22 protein-coding genes are annotated in these 21342 nt (G+C 42.9%); 11 read left to right on the top strand and 11 right to left on the bottom strand.

All coding sequences use genetic code 11. From position 1 onward, the window contains the following. The 6 genes from ABWP14_RS04625 to ABWP14_RS04600 form a co-directional block, all read right to left on the bottom strand. Entirely contained in the window at nucleotides 1-1185 is a 1185-nt protein-coding gene (locus ABWP14_RS04625; RefSeq protein WP_353201818.1) for a 5-(carboxyamino)imidazole ribonucleotide synthase, read from the bottom strand. A gap of 4 nt (nucleotides 1186-1189) precedes the next feature. Continuing rightward, on the bottom strand, nucleotides 1190-1684 hold the full coding sequence (purE, locus tag ABWP14_RS04620; RefSeq protein WP_353201817.1) for a 5-(carboxyamino)imidazole ribonucleotide mutase: 495 nt from the start codon (nucleotides 1682-1684) through the stop codon (nucleotides 1190-1192). A gap of 65 nt (nucleotides 1685-1749) precedes the next feature. Then, nucleotides 1750-2643, bottom strand: coding sequence for a phosphoribosylaminoimidazolesuccinocarboxamide synthase (locus ABWP14_RS04615; RefSeq protein WP_353201816.1), 894 nt, complete (start codon nucleotides 2641-2643; stop codon nucleotides 1750-1752). A 7-nt stretch (nucleotides 2644-2650) separates the two neighbouring features. Then, a complete protein-coding gene (fba, locus tag ABWP14_RS04610) occupies nucleotides 2651-3715 on the bottom strand; it encodes a class II fructose-bisphosphate aldolase (protein WP_028818383.1) in 1065 nt (354 codons plus the stop codon). Nucleotides 3716-3767: 52 nt separating this feature from the next. Then, nucleotides 3768-5204, bottom strand: coding sequence for a pyruvate kinase (pyk, locus tag ABWP14_RS04605; RefSeq protein WP_353201815.1), 1437 nt, complete (start codon nucleotides 5202-5204; stop codon nucleotides 3768-3770). A 3-nt stretch (nucleotides 5205-5207) separates the two neighbouring features. Continuing rightward, nucleotides 5208-6419: a phosphoglycerate kinase gene (locus ABWP14_RS04600; RefSeq protein WP_353201814.1), complete on the bottom strand. Its 1212-nt coding sequence runs from the start codon at nucleotides 6417-6419 to the stop codon at nucleotides 5208-5210. A gap of 221 nt (nucleotides 6420-6640) precedes the next feature. Between ABWP14_RS04600 and ABWP14_RS04595 the strand changes: the two genes are divergently transcribed. From ABWP14_RS04595 to ABWP14_RS04575, 5 genes are read left to right on the top strand one after another with little or no spacing between them, the layout of a single operon-like run. Further along, nucleotides 6641-7564, top strand: a complete 924-nt coding sequence (locus ABWP14_RS04595; RefSeq protein ID WP_353201813.1) for a branched-chain amino acid transaminase — start codon at nucleotides 6641-6643, stop codon at nucleotides 7562-7564. 36 nt (nucleotides 7565-7600) lie between these two features. After that, the gene (locus ABWP14_RS04590) at nucleotides 7601-7789 is read left to right on the top strand and encodes a zinc-finger domain-containing protein (protein WP_353201812.1); all 189 of its coding nucleotides are present in this window, start codon (nucleotides 7601-7603) and stop codon (nucleotides 7787-7789) included. 41 nt (nucleotides 7790-7830) lie between these two features. Beyond that, nucleotides 7831-8889, top strand: coding sequence for a lipopolysaccharide heptosyltransferase II (waaF, locus tag ABWP14_RS04585; RefSeq protein ID WP_353201811.1), 1059 nt, complete (start codon nucleotides 7831-7833; stop codon nucleotides 8887-8889). Nucleotides 8890-8915: 26 nt separating this feature from the next. Further along, the gene (locus tag ABWP14_RS04580) at nucleotides 8916-9350 is read left to right on the top strand and encodes a YybH family protein (protein WP_353201810.1); all 435 of its coding nucleotides are present in this window, start codon (nucleotides 8916-8918) and stop codon (nucleotides 9348-9350) included. 8 nt (nucleotides 9351-9358) lie between these two features. After that, nucleotides 9359-9973, top strand: coding sequence for a DUF2946 family protein (locus ABWP14_RS04575; RefSeq protein WP_353201809.1), 615 nt, complete (start codon nucleotides 9359-9361; stop codon nucleotides 9971-9973). A gap of 27 nt (nucleotides 9974-10000) precedes the next feature. Here the strand turns inward: ABWP14_RS04575 and ABWP14_RS04570 are convergent, their stop codons facing one another. Beyond that, on the bottom strand, nucleotides 10001-11716 hold the full coding sequence (locus ABWP14_RS04570) for a M48 family metalloprotease (protein ID WP_353201808.1): 1716 nt from the start codon (nucleotides 11714-11716) through the stop codon (nucleotides 10001-10003). A gap of 23 nt (nucleotides 11717-11739) precedes the next feature. On the opposite strand from ABWP14_RS04570, the gene moaC reads away from it, so the two are divergent. The 3 genes from moaC to ABWP14_RS04555 are packed head-to-tail and all read left to right on the top strand — an operon-like array spanning nucleotide 11740 to nucleotide 15143. Then, complete coding sequence (gene moaC, locus ABWP14_RS04565) at nucleotides 11740-12219, top strand: cyclic pyranopterin monophosphate synthase MoaC (RefSeq protein ID WP_353201807.1); 480 nt, start codon at nucleotides 11740-11742, stop codon at nucleotides 12217-12219. Between the two features lie 42 nt (nucleotides 12220-12261). Further along, nucleotides 12262-13422, top strand: a complete 1161-nt coding sequence (locus ABWP14_RS04560; RefSeq protein WP_353201806.1) for a hypothetical protein — start codon at nucleotides 12262-12264, stop codon at nucleotides 13420-13422. Nucleotides 13423-13424: 2 nt separating this feature from the next. Further along, nucleotides 13425-15143: a glycosyltransferase family 39 protein gene (locus ABWP14_RS04555; RefSeq protein ID WP_353201805.1), complete on the top strand. Its 1719-nt coding sequence runs from the start codon at nucleotides 13425-13427 to the stop codon at nucleotides 15141-15143. Between the two features lie 41 nt (nucleotides 15144-15184). Here ABWP14_RS04555 and ABWP14_RS04550 read toward each other — a convergent pair whose 3' ends face one another. The 4 genes from ABWP14_RS04550 to ABWP14_RS04535 all read right to left on the bottom strand — a co-directional run bounded on the left by ABWP14_RS04550 (nucleotide 15185) and on the right by ABWP14_RS04535 (nucleotide 18439). Further along, the gene (locus ABWP14_RS04550; protein ID WP_353201804.1) at nucleotides 15185-15670 is read right to left on the bottom strand and encodes a hypothetical protein; all 486 of its coding nucleotides are present in this window, start codon (nucleotides 15668-15670) and stop codon (nucleotides 15185-15187) included. 29 nt (nucleotides 15671-15699) lie between these two features. After that, nucleotides 15700-16584 (bottom strand): transferrin-binding protein-like solute binding protein, encoded by an 885-nt coding sequence (locus tag ABWP14_RS04545; protein ID WP_353201803.1) that lies wholly within the window; start codon nucleotides 16582-16584, stop codon nucleotides 15700-15702. A gap of 116 nt (nucleotides 16585-16700) precedes the next feature. Beyond that, complete coding sequence (locus ABWP14_RS04540; protein WP_353201802.1) at nucleotides 16701-17861, bottom strand: surface lipoprotein assembly modifier; 1161 nt, start codon at nucleotides 17859-17861, stop codon at nucleotides 16701-16703. Between the two features lie 161 nt (nucleotides 17862-18022). Beyond that, nucleotides 18023-18439: a hypothetical protein gene (locus ABWP14_RS04535; protein ID WP_353201801.1), complete on the bottom strand. Its 417-nt coding sequence runs from the start codon at nucleotides 18437-18439 to the stop codon at nucleotides 18023-18025. 52 nt (nucleotides 18440-18491) lie between these two features. On the opposite strand from ABWP14_RS04535, the gene ABWP14_RS04530 reads away from it, so the two are divergent. The 3 genes from ABWP14_RS04530 to ABWP14_RS04520 all read left to right on the top strand — a co-directional run bounded on the left by ABWP14_RS04530 (nucleotide 18492) and on the right by ABWP14_RS04520 (nucleotide 21107). After that, complete coding sequence (locus ABWP14_RS04530) at nucleotides 18492-18674, top strand: hypothetical protein (RefSeq protein WP_353201800.1); 183 nt, start codon at nucleotides 18492-18494, stop codon at nucleotides 18672-18674. Between the two features lie 349 nt (nucleotides 18675-19023). Further along, nucleotides 19024-19791 carry a DUF6311 domain-containing protein gene (locus tag ABWP14_RS04525; protein WP_353201799.1) on the top strand — a complete coding sequence of 256 codons (768 nt, stop codon included), beginning with the start codon at nucleotides 19024-19026 and terminating at the stop codon, nucleotides 19789-19791. Further along, the gene (locus ABWP14_RS04520) at nucleotides 19788-21107 is read left to right on the top strand and encodes a DUF6311 domain-containing protein (protein ID WP_353201798.1); all 1320 of its coding nucleotides are present in this window, start codon (nucleotides 19788-19790) and stop codon (nucleotides 21105-21107) included. Before ABWP14_RS04525 ends, ABWP14_RS04520 begins: the two co-directional genes overlap by 4 nt. Nucleotides 21108-21342: the final 235 nt, after the last annotated feature.

Here is a 21342-nt window from a genome sequence, read left to right as displayed (position 1 = left end):
CTAAGGTTCGATGCCTAATTCAGTAGCGACAGCAGCACAATGTTGACGGGCTTCACTTAAATTCTCACCTAAACAATTAATGTGACCCATCTTTCTACCAATGCGTGGCTCAGACTTGCCATACAAATGCAACTTAGCATCAGGATGCGCTAGTACTTTATTCCAAGCAGGCTCTTTTGCTTGCTCTTCATTTCCTTCAAACCAGAGATCACCCAACAAATTGAGCATGGCTACTGGCGCTAGTTGACGAGTATCGCCTAAGGGTAAGCGCGCCATACTTCTAACCTGCTGCTCAAATTGACTACTGATGCAAGCATCCATAGTGTAGTGACCAGAGTTATGGGGACGCGGCGCAATTTCATTAGCAATGATGTCGCCATTCTTGAGCACAAAAAACTCTATGCACAACACACCTACATAATCAATTTTTCGAATCAGCGCTTTGGCTGCGCTAATAATTTTTTTCTCTTGAATAGGCTTCAGGGATGGTGCTGGTACTGTAGAGATATGTAAAATACCATCACGATGAATGTTTTGAGCAATAGGATATATCACTACTGCATCGTCATAACCACGAACCACCAAGGCTGAGACTTCGAAATCTAATTCCATGCGCTTCTCTAATATGCAAGGCACTTTACCTAGCTCAGCCCATGCAGTAGGCAAATCAGCTGCTGCATCAACAATGATTTGACCTTTACCGTCATAGCCCATGCGTGCGGTCTTTAAAATTCCTGGAAATAAATCTGCCGGCACCTGCTCGATATCAATATCATGCTCAATCACGCTATAAGGTGCTGGACCAATATTGGTTTCTGCTTTCCAAGTCGCTAGGAATTTTTTCTCAGCAACGCGATTTTGCGCTAAAGATACACAGCTGCTTCGTGGCGCTACAAATACACCTAGAGCCTCTAGCTCATCTAAAGATTGCGCTGGTACATTTTCAAACTCGGTACTGACTGAGGCGCAAAGAGAAGCCATTTCCTTTAGGGCAGCAGAATCTGTGTAATCGGCTTGGATCAATTTTTCAGCAATGGAGCCAGCAGGACAATCAGCTCCTGGATCTAAAACGCAAACCTTATAGCCCATCGCTTGGGCCGCTTGCGTAAACATTCGCCCTAACTGTCCACCACCTAAAATTCCTAAATACGAACCCGGTAAAATGGGTTCTAGATGCTCTGCCATGTAATTAATATCCCGGCAAATTCATTGATCGTGCAGTATCAGACTGCTTGGCACGGAATTCATTTAAACGCTTGGCAAGATCTGCATCATGCAAGGCAAGCCCAGCAATTACATGCAAAGCTGCATTGGCAGCACCAGCTTCACCAATGGCGAAAGTTGCTACTGGAATGCCTTTGGGCATTTGCACGATAGAGTACAAAGAGTCTTCACCACGTAAATATTTGCTCGCTACAGGTACGCCGTAGACTGGAACAATTGTTTTAGAGGCCAACATGCCAGGTAAATGAGCGGCACCACCAGCGCCAGCAATGATTGCTTGCAAACCATTGGCCTGGGCTTGTTCTGCGTACTGGAACATATCATCTGGCATACGGTGTGCAGACAGCACCTGAGCTTCATGAGCAACATCAAACTGCTCGAGCATTTGAGCGGCGTGTTGCATCGTTTCCCAATCTGAATTGGAACCCATCACTATTCCGACTAATGGTTTTTTGATCATTACCTCTCCAAATGCCCAAAATACACGCTTTTAAAATCTTGAGGCTCTATTATCCCTGAGTCAGGCTACTTAGTGAGTCGTTGTAAGGCTTCGCGATACTTTTGGGCAGTTTTTTCAATCACCTCAGCAGGTAATTGGGGTGCTGGAGCGGTTTTGGGCCACAACTTCCCATTGACCACCGCCACTTCAAGCCAGTCTCGTACAAATTGCTTGTCATAGGATGGGGGATTAGAGCCCACATAATAGGTTTCTGCAGGCCAAAAACGGGAAGAATCTGCCGTCAGAATCTCATCCATCAACACCAGTTGACCAGCATCATCGAGACCAAATTCAAACTTAGTATCGGCAATAATGATTCCCCGAGTAGCTGCATATTCAGCAGCCTCTTTGTATAAACGAATACTGACTTCCCGAATTTGATTGGCTAATTTTTTACCAATCAGCTCAATCACTTTATCAAAGGTGATGTTTTCATCATGTTCACCTGCATCTGCTTTTGCGGCAGGGGTAAAAATAGGCTCTGGTAGTTTTTGAGCATTCTCTAAACCTTCTGGCAGTGGTATGCCACAAACCTTACCAGTCTCTTTATAATCTTTCCAACCACTCCCAGCCAAATAGCCACGCACTACTGCTTCAACCATAATCGGTTTAAGACGTTTAGCGACCACTGCACGACCTGTCACTTGCGACACCTCATCAGCAGCGACTACCGATGCTGGATCAATACCAGTTAAGTGATTAGGAATCACGGCAGCTAACTTATCAAACCAAAAGTTTGCCATTTGATTGAGTACAACACCCTTCTCTGGAATGGGCTCACCCATCACTACATCAAATGCGGACAAGCGATCAGTCGTAATCATGAGCAGCTTGTCATCACCTAGCGCATAAACATCACGCACCTTACCTTTGGACAGCAAAGGGAGTGACTTAATAGAGGTAGCGTACAAAGCAGGCATCTTTAACTCACTTGACGATCTGAGCTAACTTACCGCTCTTGTAAAGCTCTGCCATTTTTTCTAATGCGATAGGTTTAATTTTGGATGCTTGACCAGCGCACCCAAAAGCCTCAAAGCGCGCAAGACAGACTCTTTTGGCAGCTTCGCGTGCTGGCTTTAGGTAATCACGAGGATCAAATTTGCTGGGGTTCTCGATAAAGTAACGACGAATGGCGCCCGTCATTGCCAAACGAATATCAGTATCAATATTGATCTTACGAACGCCATTCTTAATACCCTCTTGAATCTCCTCTACTGGCACGCCATAGGTTTCTTTCATATCCCCACCGAATTGACGAATCTCAGCGAGCAATTCTTGAGGAACGCTAGAGGAACCATGCATCACCAAATGGGTATTGGGAATGCGTGCATGAATTTCTTTGATGCGATCAATCGCCAAAATATCCCCTGTTGGCTTTTTGCTGAACTTATAAGCGCCATGGCTCGTACCAATCGCAATCGCCAATGCATCACATTGGGTTGCTCTGACAAAATCAGCGGCTTGCTCAACATCGGTCAATAACTGTTCACGAGTCATCGTGCCATCAGCACCATGACCATCCTCTTTATCACCCTTCATGGTTTCTAAAGAACCCAAAACTCCCAGTTCAGCCTCAACTGTTACTCCAATAGAGTGCGAAAACCTCACCACCTCTTTAGAAACATCAATGTTGTATTCGTAGCTAGCAACAGATTTACCATCTGCCTCTAATGAGCCATCCATCATGACACTGGTAAAGCCACTCTTGATCGCTGCCATACAGACTGCAGGACTCTGACCGTGGTCTTGATGCATCACCACTGGAATATGTGGATAGGATTCCACTGCCGCTGAAATCAAATGGCGTAAAAATGCTTCGCCAGCATATTTACGCGCACCAGCGGATGCTTGCATGATCACTGGAGAATCTGCTTCATTCGCAGCCTCCATGATGGCAGTGACCTGCTCTAAGTTATTGACGTTAAACGCTGGCAGGCCGTAAGCATTTTCAGCTGCATGATCCAAGAGTTGTCGCAAAGATACTAAAGCCATGATGTTCTCTTAATAGATTGAATACGTTAATGAGATGGATAAATAAATGGGATTACTTCACATGAATAATTTTGAGGGTATTGGTACCGCCAGGCTCGCCCATGGGTTCGCCCGAAGTAAATACCACGGTATCACCTTTTTTAACCACGCCTAATGTCTTGAGACATGCCTCTACCTCTTGTAAAGCCGTGTCTCGGTCTTTGGAATAATCCAAACCAATCGGAGTGACGTTGCGGTAGGTGCTTAAAGCACGCTGTGTCGAAATCTTAGAGGTCAATGCAAAAATAGGCACGTGGATATTATGGCGACTCATCCAAATCGGAGTAGATCCTGAGTCTGTTAACGCCGCAATAGCATTCGCATTCAAATGATGGGCGGTAAATAGAGCGCCCAAGGCAATAGTTTGATCAATCCGAGTAAAAGTTTGATCTAAGAAATCGGTGTCCAATTTAACGCGATCAGATTTTTCTGCCTCTACGCAAATCTCTGCCATTGCTTTAATCGTCTGCACTGGATACAAGCCAGCAGCAGATTCTGCAGAAAGCATCACAGCATCAGTACCGTCTAGAACAGCATTGGCTACGTCACTTACTTCAGCACGCGTAGGTACTGGCGCATTAATCATCGACTCCATCATCTGAGTTGCCGTGATCGTGAATTTATCAGCCTCGAGTGCCCACTTAATCATGCGCTTTTGTAGTGCCGGTACAGCAGGATTACCCACTTCAATCGCCAAGTCGCCACGAGCAACCATGATGCCATCACTCTCAGCAATAATACTTTTGAGTGCTTCAGGTTCGATGGCTTCTGCACGCTCGACCTTTGCAATGGTGCGCACTTTACCAACGCCATATTTGGCGCTAGCAGCATCCGCCAATTTACGGGCATAAGCCATATCAGCACCGTCTTTTGGAAAACTGATCGCCAAGAAATCAACGCCCATTGCTATCGCAGCATCTAAATCACTAATATCTTTTTCAGTGAGCGCAGGAGCAGTAAGACCTCCACCAGCACGGTTAATGCCTTTGTTATTAGACAGTGGACCACCCTGCTCTACGAGGGTGTAGATTTCTCCACCCTGAACCTTTTCGACACGCAATACGACTAAACCATCATTTAACAAAAGACGATCACCTGATTTAACGTCATTGGGCAACTCTTTATAGTCTAGGCCGACACGTTCTTGATTACCTAGTTGGCAGTTCACATCCAAAATAAATGGATCGCCTTCTTTGAGCAAAATTTTGCTGTCAGCAAATTTGCCGACACGAATTTTGGGGCCCTGAAGGTCAGCCATAATACCCACTTCTTTACCCACTTCGGCAGAAATGCTGCGCACTAAATCGTGACGTGCTTTGTGATCTGCTACCGTGCCATGCGAAAAGTTCATCCGCACGACATCTACACCCGCACGAATCATGTCACGAAGCACTTCAGGCTTTTCAGATGCGGGCCCTAGGGTGGCAATGATTTTGGTTGCTCGAAGCATTATTTAGTCTTTCGCTCTTTCAGCTAATACTGCAAAGGCTGGCAAGGTTTTACCTTCGAGGAATTCCAAGAAAGCGCCGCCCCCAGTTGAGATGTAATCCACTTGATTTTCAATGCCATATTTGGCAATCGCAGCTAACGTATCGCCACCACCCGCAATGGAGAAGGCTGGGGAATGGGCAATCGCGGCAGCTAACATTTTGGTACCACCACCAAACTGATCAATTTCAAAAACGCCCAAGGGGCCGTTCCAAACAATCGTACCCGCGTGAGCCAGCATGGTCGAGAGGCGTGCTGCTGTTTTTGGACCAATGTCTAAAATCATGTCGTCTTCTGCTACTTGATCAGCAGCAACACGATTAGCGCGCGCTAATGGAGACAGCTCGTTTGCAACGACAACGTCTTCAGGAATAGGTACATGTGCTCCACGCTTTTCCATGATCTCCATGATTTCTCTTGCTTCATTGACTAAATCAGGTTCAGCCAGAGATTTACCAATCGGCAAACCTTTGGCAAGCATAAAGGTATTGGCAATACCACCACCCACAATGAGTTCGTCGACTTTGTCAGCCAAGACTTTGAGGATGGTTAACTTTGAAGATACTTTGGAGCCAGCCACAATCGCTACCAGCGGACGCTTAGGGCTTGCTAGCGCTCTACTCAAGGCGTCTAACTCTGCAGCCATCAGTGGCCCCGCACAAGCTACTGGTGCAAATTTTGCTACGCCATATGTCGTTGCTTCAGCACGATGCGCAGTACCAAAAGCATCATTGACATACACATCACACAGAGCAGCAATCTTTTTTGCTAACTCATCATTATTTTTCTTCTCGCCTACATTTAAGCGGCAATTTTCTAGAAGCACCAATTCTCCAGGCCTCACTTCGAATCCACCATTCACCCAATTGCTAATGAGGGGTACTTTGCGATTGAGCAAAGTCGCAATCCGATCAGCCACTGGGGCCAAACTATCTTCAGGCTTAAATTGCCCTTCGGTTGGACGACCCAAGTGTGAAGTCACCATCACGGCGGCCCCAGCATCAAGACACATTTGTACTGCGGGCATAGACGCCCGAATTCGGGTGTCTTCGGTAATGTTGCCGACATCGTCCTGGGGCACATTTAAGTCGGAACGAATGAGAACCCGTTTTCCCTTCAAAAGGCCTGATTGGGCCAATTCACTTAAACGTTTAACTTTAAATAAGGATTCCGGCATGTTTTTTCAGAAAAATAGGGTGGTTAAGGTGTTTTAGCTTGATTCTTGGGAATACTCCATTCTAAATGTTTCGGAGCAGCTAGCCCAAAGGGAGCCAAGAAATAATTACCCTGCCTGCTCTACAATAAGGGCTTGGACGCATTCTGAGCTAGAGGCCTAAAGCCGGCTGGCTGGGCGCCCCAGAAATACCCAATTTAATAGTTACTAAAAAGGTAGAAAAAATGTCGATGTCCGACCGCGATGGTTTTATTTGGTCCGATGGGAAGCTAGTTCCTTGGCGTGAGGCCAATATTCATGTGCTTACCCATAGCCTGCATTATGGAATGGGTGTTTTTGAGGGTATTCGTGCTTACAACACCCCTCAAGGTACTGCCATTTTCCGCCTTCCTGAGCATGTGAAGCGCCTGTTTAATGGCACCAAGATCTTCCAGATGAATATGCCTTACAGCAAAGAAGAAATTACTAAGGCGATTATTGAGGTAGTCAACAGCAATCAGTTGGAAGCGTGCTACATCCGCCCCATCATCTTTATTGGCTCCGAAAGATTAGGAATCTCTCCTAAGGGCAATACGATCCATACCGCGATTGCCGCTTGGCAATGGGGTGCTTACTTAGGTGAAGATGGAATCAATAAAGGGATTCGTGTAAAGACTTCATCATTTACTCGCCACTTTGTGAACTCTTCTTTGGTACGCGCTAAAGCTTCTGGCTACTATATCAACTCGATTTTGGCTAACCAAGAAGTAACGGCCAACGGCTACGATGAAGCGCTCATGCTTGATACAGAAGGCTATGTTTCTGAAGGCTCTGGTGAAAACATGTTTATGGTGAGCGATGGCATTGTCTATACACCAGATCTAGCTTCTTGTTTAGACGGTATTACACGTGACTCTATTATTGATATCGTTAAAGATCTAGGTTTAGAGTTGCGCGAAAAGCGTATTACGCGTGATGAGGTCTACTCGGCGGATGAAGCCTTCTTCACTGGTACTGCTGCAGAAGTAACGCCCATTCGTGAACTAGATGATCGTACTATTGGTGACGGTAAGCGTGGTCCGATTACGGAGAAAATTCAGAAGACTTTTTTTGATGCAGTGTATGGCAGAAACGACAAATATAAATCGTGGCTGACTTACGTCAAGTAAAAGTTGCAGTCATTTCTAGCAGCCAGGAATCAATCAATGACTCAAGCTCAAGTAGTAATGGTAGATGGCAAAGATCTACCATTACATTGCCCAACCAATCAGACTCCTGCTTGGAATTCGCATCCACGCGTGTTTCTAGATATCATCAAAACTGGTGATGCAAAGTGTCCTTATTGCGGAGCAGAGTACAAGCTCATTCCTGGCACCGAGCCTCACGGACACTAAACCAGATCGGCGCTGAAAGGCGCTGAATCGGGATACAACCCATGCCAGGTATTCTGATCATCGCCCCAAACTGGATTGGGGATGCCGTGATGACACAGCCTTTATTGGCGAGCATCAAAGCACTTTATCCAGACTCAACAATTGATGTTCTTGCCAGCACTTGGGTAGCACCCATCTATCGCGCTTGCTCTGAAGTTAGTGAAGTCATCGAAGCACCCTTTGAGCACAAGCAATTACAGTGGGGCCTGCGCAAGCAGATTGCAAAGCAAGTGGAATCCAAAAAATATCAGGCCTGTTTTGTATTGCCGAATAGTTTTAAGTCTGCACTCATTCCTTGGTTAGCCAATATTCCTCTGCGTATCGGATATCGTGGGGAGATACGCTTTGGCCTCATCAATGTTGCGCTAGATAACCCAAGCAAAGTCAATCGGCCCCCAATGCTGGAGCACTATCTGGCTCTTGGCAAACTTCTCAATGATGAAGAAGTAATAGAAAGTCAGCCTAGTGTTAGCAATGAAATGGCTCCGCGTTTAAATATATCGGAAAATGCAAAGCTATCTGTTGACAGGAAACTCCAAAGCGCGAATATCAACTTATCAGGATCAAGCTCAGCTGTTTATGTAATGTGCCCTGGTGCTGAATATGGTCCCAGTAAACGCTGGCCTACAGATCATTTTGCAAGCTTGGCTACCCAATTAGTTTCCAATAATCCCAACCATCACATCATCCTGCTTGGGAGCAAGAGCGATCAAATTCTTGGTAAGGAGATTGCTTCTCTAGCAAAGCAAGATTCCCATATTCATCATTGGTGTGGCAGCACCTCTTTAGATGAAGCCATTGCCCTCATTGGGATGAGCAAAGCGCTTATTAGTAATGATTCTGGATTAATGCATGTCGCAGCTGCACTGAGCATTCCTCAGGTGGCAATCTTTGGTTCGAGCGATCCAGCGCACACTCCACCCTTATCTGAGAAGGCTAAAGTGATTTGGCTGAACTTGCCTTGTAGCCCTTGCCACAAAAAAAAATGCCCTTTGGGTCACTTAAAGTGCTTAAAAGATATCCTTCCTGAGCAAGTTTTGACTACACTCAATACCTTATAGACGTCATTCAAACTAAAGCCCTACTCATGACAAAACTTGCCAGACTTTTTGATAATGCTGATGATGTCCTTGATGCTTGGCGTGATGCCTTAAAACATCGTGACGTTCAAGGTGCCTTGGATATTTGGCTAGATGATGACTCTATTACCTGCGTTCTACCTGAAGGACATCGCCTGAGTGGCCATGCAGAAATTCGTAAGGGTTTAGAAAGACTGCTCTCTAAGCAGCCATTATTTTTAGAGCCTATTGCTTGTATTAGCCACACAATTTTGGGCGCTGCAATCTACGACACTACCGAAGCAGTACATCTCAGACCAGATCAAGTTGAAGCTGATTTTTTTCTCAACATTACTTTAGTCTTGTTACAAGATAGTCAAGGATGGCGAATCGCTCATTTGCATGCGAGCCTTTCTACCGAAGAAACCTTTGATGCCCCATCTACACCTCACGGCTTGCATTAACTTTTGCAATGGATGAACAAGTCATTCGGTCTCTGATCAAGTGGCCTGATGTTCCTGATTGTTATGGCTGGCTTGCCTTAGATCGCCGTGGCCAATGGCGTATGCGTGATGAATTTACCCAGCAAAATAATCTTCCCGGTCAGGTCATTAAGCACCAGTCCCTCAATGAATTCATTTCCAGAAACTATGCACGAGATACGCAAGGTAAATACTTTTTTCAGAACGGTCCGCAGCGTGTATTCATTACCCTAGATACCACACCCTGGATAGTCAGAATGATTCCCAGCGATCAAGGCGTCAAACTATTAACACAATGTCAAAGCCCAATAGAACCCACAGCAGCTCTCAGCGATGAGAATGGCAATATTTACATCGTCGGAAATATCGCTCAGGCAGTGTATGAAGAGAGTGATAGAGCACAATTTAAGCTACAAACTACTAAGAGCATTGCCCTCTTGCATGATCACGATCTAGATCTTTTTTCTGAGTTAGCTACCCTTAAAGAAGAAGCTTGTAGCTTTGGAGGATCTTGGATCTGGCATGGCAAGCAACTGCCTCTAGATCCGATTCATTCATCAGAATTAGCCAATCGCTTTGACTTCAATCCTAAGCCTAGTGCCTAGAAAAATATTCAGCCCGTCACTATCCCACTATCCAGACTTATTCTTGCCTTGCTCTTTCAGTTCTTCTTGATACTGTCTTTGCATTTCACGTAAACGCGCATCAATACTCGAGCCCTGATAAAAATCAGCACCACCAGCAGCACGCGCAATCCTGAGCTGCTCAATCGCAGAAGGCCAAGCCCCCTCAAGTGCATATTTTTCTCCGAGCGCATAGTGCCGTAAAGGGACATTTTTAGCCTGGTCATAGGCATTAGAGAGTAAGGACCACCAGACCACTTCATTGGGTTGAAGACGGGTTCTAGCCTTTAACCAATTGATTGCATCATTCGTTTTCCCGAGTTTTAACTCTGCATTAATCATTGCTACGCCAGCAGCATAGGACTGAGGAAAAGCATTGAGAGTAGTTTGTGCAATTTGCAGCGCTTCCTCATTCTTACCTTTAGCCAGGGCTAATTCAGAGGAAGTGATGTCGAGAGATAAGCTTTGTCTTTGTATCGGTGAGCCTGGAGCGCTGGCCGATTGCGCTAACTTACGTGTTTGCTGTAAATAAGTCTCTGCTTGATCTATTTTGCCTTGGCGCTGGGCAATCAAAGCAAGACCATAAGTGCCTTCTATCTGTTTACCAATAGGAGCTTGCTTACTCAGACTTTCAAAAGTATTCCGTAGATCAAATAGTCCACTAGATGAACCAGATTGCTCCATGCGAGCACGTGCTTTAATAAGATAAAACTCTACTGCAGTAGGTATATTACGATCAGGCACCATCCTTACTCGATCTTGCATCTCTGCAATACGATCGGTGGTTAATGGATGGGTACGTACATAACCTGGAACACCTTTATCCATAATCCCTGTAATTTTTTGTAGTCTTTGGAAAAAAGCGGGTGCGCCGTTCACGTCATACCCACTGGCCTCAAGAATCTGAAAGCCGATCCGATCCGCTTCACGCTCGGCATCTCGTGAGTAAGATAGTTGATTGCTAATAGCCATGGCTTGTCCTCCCTGCATCAGTCCTGCGCCAGCCGAAGGGTTACGAGACATGGCTAAGGCACCAAGCACCATACCTGCAATAGCGATCATGGTATTGGTAGCCTGTCTGTCCATTTGACGAGCCAAGTGCCGCTGCAAAACATGTCCTGTTTCGTGGCCCATGACTGAAGCAACTTCAGAGTCAGACTCTGCATTCACAATCAAGCCCGTATGAAATCCAATAAATCCACCGGGCAATGCAAACGCATTAATTGTGCTGTCTTTGACCGCAAAGACTTCAAAGTTATAGGCGCCACTACCTTGTTCATTTGCACCCCCAAGTTGTAATTTCTTGGCAGCTTGTAATAGGCGTCTCTCCATTTGATTCAGGTAATCATAGAGGGGCCAATCGTTGGAGTAATCCACATCAGGCCGAATCTGGCGCATGATCATCTCGCCATATTTACGCTCATCAATTCGGCTGAGCGAATCACCCCCTGGGTCGCCCATATCAGGCAATACCAAAGTAGGTTGGGTTTGTAAACTACTACGGTTTGGGGCGTTAGTAGGCCTTGCCTCGGGAGATTGCATTAGACCCCTGAGATTTTGTATGGCAGCCGAATCACCCTGAACAGAAACATCCCCTACAGGCGCAGGTATTGGTGGAGCGGCAAAAACTGGGGAAGCGCCAGAACAAGCTAGCGCCAGCATCAATTGGATGGCTAATAAACGTCGAATAAAGGAAATTTTGCCTACTGGCTTTATCACTTGCATCCCTATATGGTAAAACTTATCCCATGAACAAACTAACTCATTTTGATGCCAGCGGCCAAGCTCATATGGTCAATGTAGGCGATAAGCCCAATACCCATAGAGTGGCTGTGGCTACCGGCAAGATCACCATGCTCCCCCAGACCTTTGAAATGGTAGAGGCTGGAAGCCATAAAAAGGGGGATGTTTTAGGAATCGCCAGAATTGCGGGTATTCAGGCATCTAAGAAAACATCTGATCTGATTCCCCTTTGTCACCCCCTGGCCCTAAGCCATGTCAGCCTAGAATTTCAATTAAATAAGGCCGAAAGCAGCATCACCTGCCAAGTCAAAGCAGAAACTACTGGCCCAACCGGCGTTGAAATGGAAGCCCTCACCGCAGTCCAAATTGCCCTACTCACAATCTACGATATGGCGAAGTCAATCGATAGAGGTATGGTGATGGGTGATGTCAAGCTCTTAGAAAAGAGTGGCGGTAAGAGTGGGGAGTGGAAGGCGACTGAGTAATCGTCGTCTGCTGAAATTCACCCCTAATCAATCCATTCACTCATGCCATCTTTTAAAAAGATCATTCAGAACTGTTTAGCCTTAATCCTAGTAATCATCGGCACTTTGATTACAGTTGATCTTATAACTTACATAAGCTTACCAAGCCAAGGTATTGCTTATGTACCAGCCTACAAAAAGAATCGATTTCAAGAGAAGCTAAATGCAGCAGTGCATTATTTTCCACGTGGATATAACGTTGCTGACCCTGTTACGGGCTTTGACATCCAGAAAAATATAGCTCCTGTTGCTTTCAATATGGCTGATGGTAGTTTCCCAATATTTTCAAATGATATAGGGTGTTTTGATCACCATACTTTGGCAGAAATCAAAGCTGCCAAATCCTATGATTACTTCGCAGGCGATTCTTTTGCGTGGGGATATGGAAACTATGAACAAAATATTCCTTCAACTTATGAAAAGATTAGCGGCAGATTTACCATTAAGTGCGGTATTATCCATTCCGGACAAAAACATCAATTTGAAAAGTTTCAGCGTACTGAAAAACTAATCGGGCACCCTCCTAAAAGAGTCATTCTTACTTTTTATGAAAATGATGTAGCCAATGATTACGCATATCCCCATACGACTGTCATAGAGGGTTACGAGGTAGATACCTATAAATTTGATCCTGGCCAATTTCAATTGGTACCCAGAGATATGGATCAAATTCAAAAAGATATTCTTGCCGGCATCAATCCTAAATCACAAGATTGGAAAGTACGCCTTGATGCATGGTTAGATGGTCACTCTCTTTCGTGGAATTTAATGAAGATTGGCATCAAGCAAACCAAAGCAAGAGAACTTGCTACGATCTACGGCATTAGTGAAGGCGTCAACTATGGCAAAGATAAGGGATATGGCACCGCTGAGGTAAGCAAAAAAAATCGTGAGGCTTTAGATCTTTGGTTTAACGATGCTAAGAAACGAAAGTATGAGCTGATTTTGATTCTGATTCCCCCAAAATTACATCATGCCAACACCAATTATTATGGTGGCTTTCGAGATTATTTAAATTCAAAGAATGTTCGTTACTATGATCTTACCGAATCCTTCTATGAATCTAAAAAACGGTCGGAAGAACTCTACTGGCTTAATGATGGTCATTTGCATAACGAGGGAAATATTTTCGTTGGCGAGTACTTATCTAAAGTTCTAAAGTAGCAATGATTTTCTTCATTCTATTATTTAATGCACTAAGATTTATAGGCTTAGAAATATCACCGCCGGGCTTCTATGCAGATGAGTCCTATGGCGCTACTCAAGTAATTTGCCTTTGGCAAACTGGTGCTGATTTCTTTGGCAATGCTTTCCCTTTATTTGCAATTTCTGGGCCTGGGGAACCCATTTACTCACCCACCTATCTATATGGGCAGCTTCTTTGGACCTCAGTCTTTGGACATAGTATTGCCGGCTTTAGATCATATGTAGCCATTATTACAACCCTAACAATCCTATTTTTATATCTTTATGCTAAAAATCTTTTAGGCTCTAGAGCGGCACTCTATATTGCATTTGTAGCAACAGTCATGCCATGGTCTTGGCAATTTTCAAGAATTGCGTGGGATCCACCTTTAGCGCCGCTTTTTCTAATGCTTGGGCTTTGGATAAGCACTTTAAAAAAGGGATGGTGGATCGCAGGATTACCGCTTGGTCTTGCTATCTACTCATACCCACCCTTAAGAATAATCACACCATTAATTTGGCTTTGCCTACCTAACCTAAGTATAAAAAGAAAAATAATAGGGCTTCTGGTCATAGCTTTCACATGCATTCCGTTGGCACTTCAATTTCAAGATGAAAATTTCTTGTCTCGCTCCAATATGCTGACTATATGGAGTTCGACCTTTTATAACCCCTATCGTCACTACAATTTAATTGAGCTTCTTTCTGTCTTTTGGAAAAATTGGTTAGCCCACTTTTCTCCATCTTTTTTATTTATTCATGGTGAAAATAACTTAAGGCATTCTATTCAATCCTTTGGAATGCTAAGCTGGCTTGATCTCCTAGCGCTAGGAGCGCTAATTTATCTTGTTGCCATAAAAGTACTTTCGCGCAAGTATGAGCATATTTTTTCATCCGGGCAATATCAAGCATTCTTTATTGGATTAATTGGTATTGGTATCAGCCTTATTCCAGCATCCCTAACCAATGAGGCTTCCCCGCATGCACTTAGGACAATTTCTGTTTGGCCTTTTTATGCAATATTTTCTGGCGTAATTTTATCTAGACTAAGCGAAGTTTTACCCTTTAATAAAGTCTACTTGGCAACCCTACTGATAGGCTCCCTTTTCTTTGCTAGCTATCAATATCATTACTTTAAAATCTACCCGACCATCGCCAAAGAGGGTTTTGAGGCAGGCTTTTCCAATGACATCCTGTACCCTAGACTTGTTAAAGGTGAAATAAAATGCGATGCGCTTCGGGGGCAAATAAAAAAAATGGATCGAAATACGCGGATCGATGAAACTATTGATTTTTCTAAAGATGGACGTGGTCCAATTACAAGTTATTTAAATAATCATTGGTACGATCGAGAGAATTGGGGTATTTGGTCTGATGGTAAAAATGCTGATTTATTAATTCCCATTCCCAATGGCTCACCCACCAAAATCGTTTTATTAGTTAATGCCTTAATTACCCCAAAGCACACACAACAGCCCCTTGAAATATGGGTTAACAATAGTCTGCAGAAAACACTATTGCTCAATGTTGCTGAAAATAATCAAATTGAATTATCCTTACCCGCTCTTATTGATGAGTCAAAACTGCTACATATCGAATTTAGAACCCCGAATGCAACTTCTCCAATATTGGCAGGGATATCAACAAATGATGGCAGGGTATTAGGTATTGGTTTACGTAGCGCAGTATTCAAACAATAGTTTTTTTATTTTTCTGAGATGTTTATGTCTGGTTGATCTGATTAAAAAGCATCATAAAGCTTTACTTTGAGCTGAAGAGATATAGCCCCATGAACTTTATCTCCTACAGTTGGTATGAAAAAGACATTGGCGCCAAACCTGCCCTCCTCAATCGTTATTGCAGGTAGCACTGCAGGAAACCATCCACCATTATTAGTTGACTGGTATCCATTAAACCCACCAGCTACTACACCTAGCTTTAATGGGCCTATAGCAATTGGCTGATAGTAAATTCCAGCATAGCTAGAGTGTCCGTTATCGCTATTTTTAAAATTACCTATCGTTGCTGATGCAACCGTATTAAACCGGTACTCCAGACCAAAGCCCCAGTTATTGTTATTAAGATTTTGATCTTTTTGAAAATGATAGGAATAAAACCCTGGATTGACCCACACTTCAGTTTTAGGTTTTGGATCAATGAACTCAATCCAAGTATTTGATTCTTGAGCATAAGCAGGTAGCAAGAAAAAGGGTGCCAGTAATAGCACCCAAATCCACTTTAGTTGTAAACGAAAATCTATCTCTTTCCTCCGAATCCACCAACAAAGTTGCCTAAATTAGATCCTGACACTGCGTACGTTCCACCCACTTCATTGGCAGTCGGGCCATAAAACTTACCGTTAGCATTACCAGACATTCCATTAATTGTTGTAACATTTCCAGAGACCTTATTTGCCCCGGCAGCAATAGATAAAGTACCAGAAAGATTTAAATCAGGCGCTGCGACTGCGTTCCCTGAAGGTGCACCACTTATATAAGTTCCCGAGGTACTAAAAGCCACTGTTCGAGCATCAAAAGAAGCTGTAGCAGTCATATTCGCATTGGTTACATAGGCAAATTTACTAGGATCAGTGTAATAACCAGATGCGCCACCAGTAAAGGTATAAGAACCAGTTGCTGGAAGACCTGTTACTGGGGTTGCACTTCCAACGCTAATTGCATTAGCTGAAGTTGTTGCATTTCCATAGGAGCCCCAGGCTCCATAGGTTTGATATTCACATCCATTATAGGTAGGATTTGCAAAGACACCAATCGTTGTTTCCGACTTATTTAATGCAATCGTAGAGGTCTGATAAAAACTACTTTGTAAAGTATCTCCATTTGCAGCGCTAAACGATACAGAACTTGTAGGGGTACTTGCACTGATAGATGAAAAATTACCATTTCCACCCAATGCAAGAGTAGCTGTACCATCAGCGTCAGTCTGAACTAAAGTTCCATTTAGCGCCATCGTTGAAGTAGACCCACCAGTAAAACTAACTGGAGTATTAGCAGAAATAGTTGCAGACCAAGAAGTAAAAGCATTAGTAGAGGCTGAACCGCTTGACGAGCTACTACTACTGCTTCCCCCGGCACAAGCACTAATTAAAATAGGCGCAAATACTAGAGCAATCTTTTTCATGATCTATCCTCTTATACTTTCTATATTGTTTTCTTAATTACAAGTGAATCGGTTTTTTGACACGCGCATAAGGTAGTTATAAACCTAATAATCACTACCGTAAAGTATGGGGATTACTAATAAACGTTCTTGAAGAAAATCCCACCAAAGAGCTTGTTATAGCTAAAAAATGGGATATTAGAGTTATTGTTTTGATATGTGATATCAATACTAGGTCTTAGCCCCAGAATATAGAGGTCTCTCTTGGTGATGGATAGCCAGTAAAGCTGCCCAGAATCTCTTCTTACCTCACCCCATAAAGGGTCTGAGTCAGAGTAATTACGCTGCAATACCGAGGCCTTCAAGTTCGCCTGAATATTTGTAGAATCCCAAGCAACTTGGGAGCCTATAGTTCCATAAAAACCATTTGATGTATAGGCAGCCTGACTAGCAAAAGTTTTATCTCCTCCTGCCTCAAGATATAGCGTTAGGTTTCGGGTGATATTGTGGTTATAGAAAAGGTTTGCTTGTGTCTGAGAACCAGACAAATAAGTGTAATTAGGATAAGTTAAAGGTCCACCTTTGATAAAAAATCCATAGTAGTCTTGACTGGGTAAATTAAAAATCCATCTTGAAGAGACATAAGCATAATCAAATAAAGTAGAACCGCCATAGAGCATACGCTGATAGCCCACTCGCAAATCTTTATAGTTATAGTCTTGCCAACGCTTAACAACGCTTACATCCATATCTTGTTTATTAAAAGCACTTGTCTGGTAGGTGGCGGTATTGAGATTTACCTGAGCAAAATAACCTGACTGAGGAATCAGCTCTCGCTCAGCCTCAACTCCCACTGCTAGTCCTGTTTCTGAGTTCGTATTGACTGCAGGCTGGTAAGACAGTGTTTGCCCAAAAATGCTTACCGTACGTGCACTGGTAATATACCCAGGGTTTGAATCCTGATAAATGCCAATATAAAACTTAGCTGATTGTCTTTTTTGAATCTCACTCAAATACCACTCAATCTTATCTCGAACAGTAATAGGAATCTCTTTATTGATCACATCAATGAACTGCGCCTTAGCTTCAGCTAGGCGACCAGCCAAGTACAAGCTTCTAGCCCACTCAAGCTGAATACGGGGCGCAAGCGTTTCTTGGTATAAGGCAGCAAAAGATGCGGCAGCAGCCTCAGGACTAGACCCCATCAATCCAACTGCGGCATCAAATTCTTTTTGAATAACAGCAGGCTCTCGAGCAACAACTGCATAAGCAGATTGCACAATAAAGAAAAAGGGCACTACAAGTAGTACCCTTATTAAGAGAATTAAGAAAAAAGGATTTATCGCTTGCCTCCAAAGCCGCCAACCATTGACCCAACACCTGAACCAGTTACTGCGTAGGTTCCGCCAACCTCATTTAAGGCTGGGCCATAAAATTTACCATTCATATTGCCTGACATTCAATTAGTAGTAGAAGCAGTTCCAGTCATTGCATTTGTGCCAGCAGCATAATTTAGAGTGCCAGTCATATTTAAACTAGGTGCTGAAATTTGAGGTGCCCCAGGACCCCCAGCAATAGAGGTATTAGTAGTAGTAAAGGCGAGTGTACGATTATCAAATGTTATAACAGCCACCATAGCAGCATTAGTTACATAGCCGAACTTTGAAGCATCAACATAATATCCAGTAGAGCCCCCTGTAAATGTCAGTGAACCAACGGCAGGAATTGCACTGGCAGGAGAAGAGTTTCCGACGCTTACAGCGTAAGCTGGTGTAGTGGCATTGCCATACGCACCCCACGCCCCAAAAGTTTGATATTCAAATCCATATGCAGCTGGATTAGCAAACGCGCCAACTGTAGTTTGAGTTTTATTCAACGCAACTGTTGAGTTACCATTAAATCCACCTTGTAAAGTATCGCCGCCTACAGTGCTAAATGAAACAGAACCTCCTGAATTAGAAGCACTGATCGCAGAAAAATTATTGCTGGAATTTAAGGTCAGAGTTGCCACACCATCAGCAGCTCCCTGTACTGAAGTTCCATCAACCGCTAAAGTGGATGATGCTCCACCAGAAAAACTGACTGGAGTGCCTACAGTAGTACTCGACTAACTAGTAAATGGTGTAGTTGCCACGGACGATGAGCTGGTACTTGAAGAACTACTACCTCCAGCACAAGCAACTAAAAAGATTGGGGTTGCTAATAAGAATATTTTTTTCAAAATTATTCCAAGTTACAAATTGTTGCGTATTAAGAATGAAAGGTTGATAACCCAACTCAACTAGTAAAAGATTATAGATTAAGACAAGAGCTTGTTTCCTACTAAATATGAGTCTTTAGCATATAAACTATCATTATGGTCTTATTTTTTTATTTTTAATCTTAATAATCAATATAAAATGTGGTATGGTCAGATTTTCAATAGATAAATTTAGGTGCTTGGTTCCCAGCAGCATCGGTTTGATTGCGTTCCTTTTGATTTGTGGCCCCAACATACTCAACCCACTTAACGAAACATGGTTGCTAACTGGTGGCGATCTGACTCAGCAGTACTTTGGCTGGGTATTTTTTCGCAATAGTCCTTGGACAATGCCGCTGGGTCTAAATCCGATGTACGGAATGGACATAAGCAGCTCAATCGTCTATTCAGACGGTAATCCACTACTCTCTCTTCTTTTCAAACCCTTTAATGCAGTTCTTCCAGAAATCTTTCAATTTCAGGGCCTATGGTTGGTAATCTGTTTCGTCTTGCAAGCTTACCTTGCCTGGAAAATTTTAGGTCTATATACAAGGGATTGGCTATCTCAAGGACTTGGCACAATATTGTTTTTACTATCAACTCCTATGCTGTTTCGAGTAGGCATTCATACAAATCTTGCAGCCCACTTCCTTATTCTCGGTAGCCTATATTTAAATCTATGCCCCTATGCTAAGCACCAAAATTACAAGTGGATATTTTTATTATTAGCAAGCCTTGGGGTGCACTTTTATTTATTTGTAATGATTTTTGGCCTATGGGTAGCTGACCTTGGAGATCGTTTCACTCCTCAAAATTCTCACAACTCCAAGTCGAATCTCATTTCATTTGGTACCGGTTTAGTTTTAATACTGATTCTTGCATGGCAATTAGGATACCTTAGCGTCCAAGCTCCAAACCTCTTTGGTTATGGCTTTTTTAAAGCTAATTTACTTAGCCTTTTTAATGCCAATGTTGGTCTATTTTTATGAAGGATATACCCATTAAAAGTAGTTGGGGTGAGGCGAATTTATATCTAGGCCTAGGTAGTATTTTGTTATTGATATTCGGATTTTTAAAAATAAAGTATTGGAATATCAAGGTTATAGGAATATTGAAGAGATATCGATTTCTTTTGGTTACCATGGTTTTATTTTTACTATTTTCCATTACCAACCAAATTGGGCTAGGGTCATTTGAAGTCCGCATTCCATTTCCCCAATGGCTATTACAGCTATTTGGCATATTACGCCATTCGGCTAGACTTTTTTGGCCTGTTTATTACATCATTTTGATAGTGGGATGTATTTTAATAATTAAAAATTATTCTCAAAATAGAGCACGTCTTATTTTTGCCCTTTGTATGGCAATACAAGTAATAGATCTATCTCCAGGTCTCATGAATCTTCACAAAGAACTAAATACTCCAGTTAAAAACGATCTGACTTTATCTCCACTAAAACAGCCATTCTGGCAAATTGCGGGGAACCACTATAAAAATCTCTATCTTCTTCCTAGTCGATCTGAACCGAACCCTGACTTTATGTCTCGCTTTATGTCTTCAGATTGGAGAATTTTTGGAAGGTATGCGGGGGTAAATCAATTAAATACAAATGCTATTTACATGTCGCGCTACGACACTCAAAAGCAGAACATGGCATTTAGTAATGCATTAAAAGCTTCGGTAACAGGAATATATAACCAAAATACTCTATACATCATAAAAAATGAGGATTTAATACCTGTAGCATTTGGACTCAAAGATGAAAATGCATTCCTAGCAAGCATCGACGGCTTTAATGTATTGGCTCCAAATTTCTTAAAAATGAGCGATACCAATTCAATTGGTTCTTACAAAGCAATAAATATTAAATCTATTCGCCCTGAGCTTCATAAGGAAATTTCTTTCAAACGCCCTGCATCACCACTCAGTTCATATGCACTAACAAAAGACTGGAATAATCGTGAGGATTGGAGGGTATGGAGTAGAGGAAAAGATGTAGCACTAACGCTTCCCCTTCCCATCAATCAAGCTAAATTGTTAACGATTAACTTAAGAGCTTTTGTCAATGGCGCAATAACAGCGCAAACAGTCCAAATTAGTAGCGATGGTGAAATGCTAGGAAATTATTCGTTAATCAAATTTGAAGATAATCTTATCCAGTTAGATGTTCCTGCTTCAGTCAAGCACAAGGGGTATATTACTTTGGAATTTAAACTTCCTAATGCAGCCTCTCCATCTTCTATTGGCATGGATGATGACAGTCGTGTATTAGGTATTGGAATGGTTTCAGCAAAATTTGACTAACTACATGAGCAAAAGTATTTACTCTCTTTTACTCATAAGCTATTAAGCTCCACTTTGGCTTTAGATTAGCTATTACCCTGTGCCATTGCTTAAACTCCAGTCCCACTAATCTTTTTAAGTAACTCATCTCTCACCCAACAAAACTGTCCTTAATACTGGAATCCTATTGATCCCATAAGCTAGCCCTATGCTAATGAGTAATGGGGCAATTACTTTGGGTGAATAAGCTAAAAAG

The sequence above is a fragment of the Polynucleobacter sp. genome, from assembly GCF_040400325.1.
Taxonomy (GTDB): Bacteria; Pseudomonadota; Gammaproteobacteria; order Burkholderiales; family Burkholderiaceae; genus Polynucleobacter.
The sequence above is the reverse complement of the archived record's forward strand: the minus strand, read 5'-3'. Positions and strand labels throughout refer to the sequence as shown.

What these genes read in the sequence shown, in the direction of transcription:
- fba (WP_028818383.1), bottom strand. Translation starts at nt 3,715, where the DNA reads ATGGCTTTAGTATCTTTGCGACAACTCTTGGATCATGCAGCTGAAAAT.
- ABWP14_RS04580 (WP_353201810.1), top strand. Translation starts at nt 8,916, where the DNA reads ATGACAAAACTTGCCAGACTTTTTGATAATGCTGATGATGTCCTTGAT.
- ABWP14_RS04595 (WP_353201813.1), top strand. Translation starts at nt 6,641, where the DNA reads ATGTCGATGTCCGACCGCGATGGTTTTATTTGGTCCGATGGGAAGCTA.
- ABWP14_RS04615 (WP_353201816.1), bottom strand. Translation starts at nt 2,643, where the DNA reads ATGCCTGCTTTGTACGCTACCTCTATTAAGTCACTCCCTTTGCTGTCC.
- ABWP14_RS04545 (WP_353201803.1), bottom strand. Translation starts at nt 16,584, where the DNA reads ATGAAAAAGATTGCTCTAGTATTTGCGCCTATTTTAATTAGTGCTTGT.
- pyk (WP_353201815.1), bottom strand. Translation starts at nt 5,204, where the DNA reads ATGCTTCGAGCAACCAAAATCATTGCCACCCTAGGGCCCGCATCTGAA.
- moaC (WP_353201807.1), top strand. Translation starts at nt 11,740, where the DNA reads ATGAACAAACTAACTCATTTTGATGCCAGCGGCCAAGCTCATATGGTC.
- ABWP14_RS04600 (WP_353201814.1), bottom strand. Translation starts at nt 6,419, where the DNA reads ATGCCGGAATCCTTATTTAAAGTTAAACGTTTAAGTGAATTGGCCCAA.
- waaF (WP_353201811.1), top strand. Translation starts at nt 7,831, where the DNA reads ATGCCAGGTATTCTGATCATCGCCCCAAACTGGATTGGGGATGCCGTG.
- ABWP14_RS04555 (WP_353201805.1), top strand. Translation starts at nt 13,425, where the DNA reads ATGATTTTCTTCATTCTATTATTTAATGCACTAAGATTTATAGGCTTA.
- ABWP14_RS04520 (WP_353201798.1), top strand. Translation starts at nt 19,788, where the DNA reads ATGAAGGATATACCCATTAAAAGTAGTTGGGGTGAGGCGAATTTATAT.
- ABWP14_RS04575 (WP_353201809.1), top strand. Translation starts at nt 9,359, where the DNA reads ATGGATGAACAAGTCATTCGGTCTCTGATCAAGTGGCCTGATGTTCCT.
- ABWP14_RS04570 (WP_353201808.1), bottom strand. Translation starts at nt 11,716, where the DNA reads ATGCAAGTGATAAAGCCAGTAGGCAAAATTTCCTTTATTCGACGTTTA.
- ABWP14_RS04560 (WP_353201806.1), top strand. Translation starts at nt 12,262, where the DNA reads ATGCCATCTTTTAAAAAGATCATTCAGAACTGTTTAGCCTTAATCCTA.
- ABWP14_RS04625 (WP_353201818.1), bottom strand. Translation starts at nt 1,185, where the DNA reads ATGGCAGAGCATCTAGAACCCATTTTACCGGGTTCGTATTTAGGAATT.
- ABWP14_RS04590 (WP_353201812.1), top strand. Translation starts at nt 7,601, where the DNA reads ATGACTCAAGCTCAAGTAGTAATGGTAGATGGCAAAGATCTACCATTA.
- purE (WP_353201817.1), bottom strand. Translation starts at nt 1,684, where the DNA reads ATGATCAAAAAACCATTAGTCGGAATAGTGATGGGTTCCAATTCAGAT.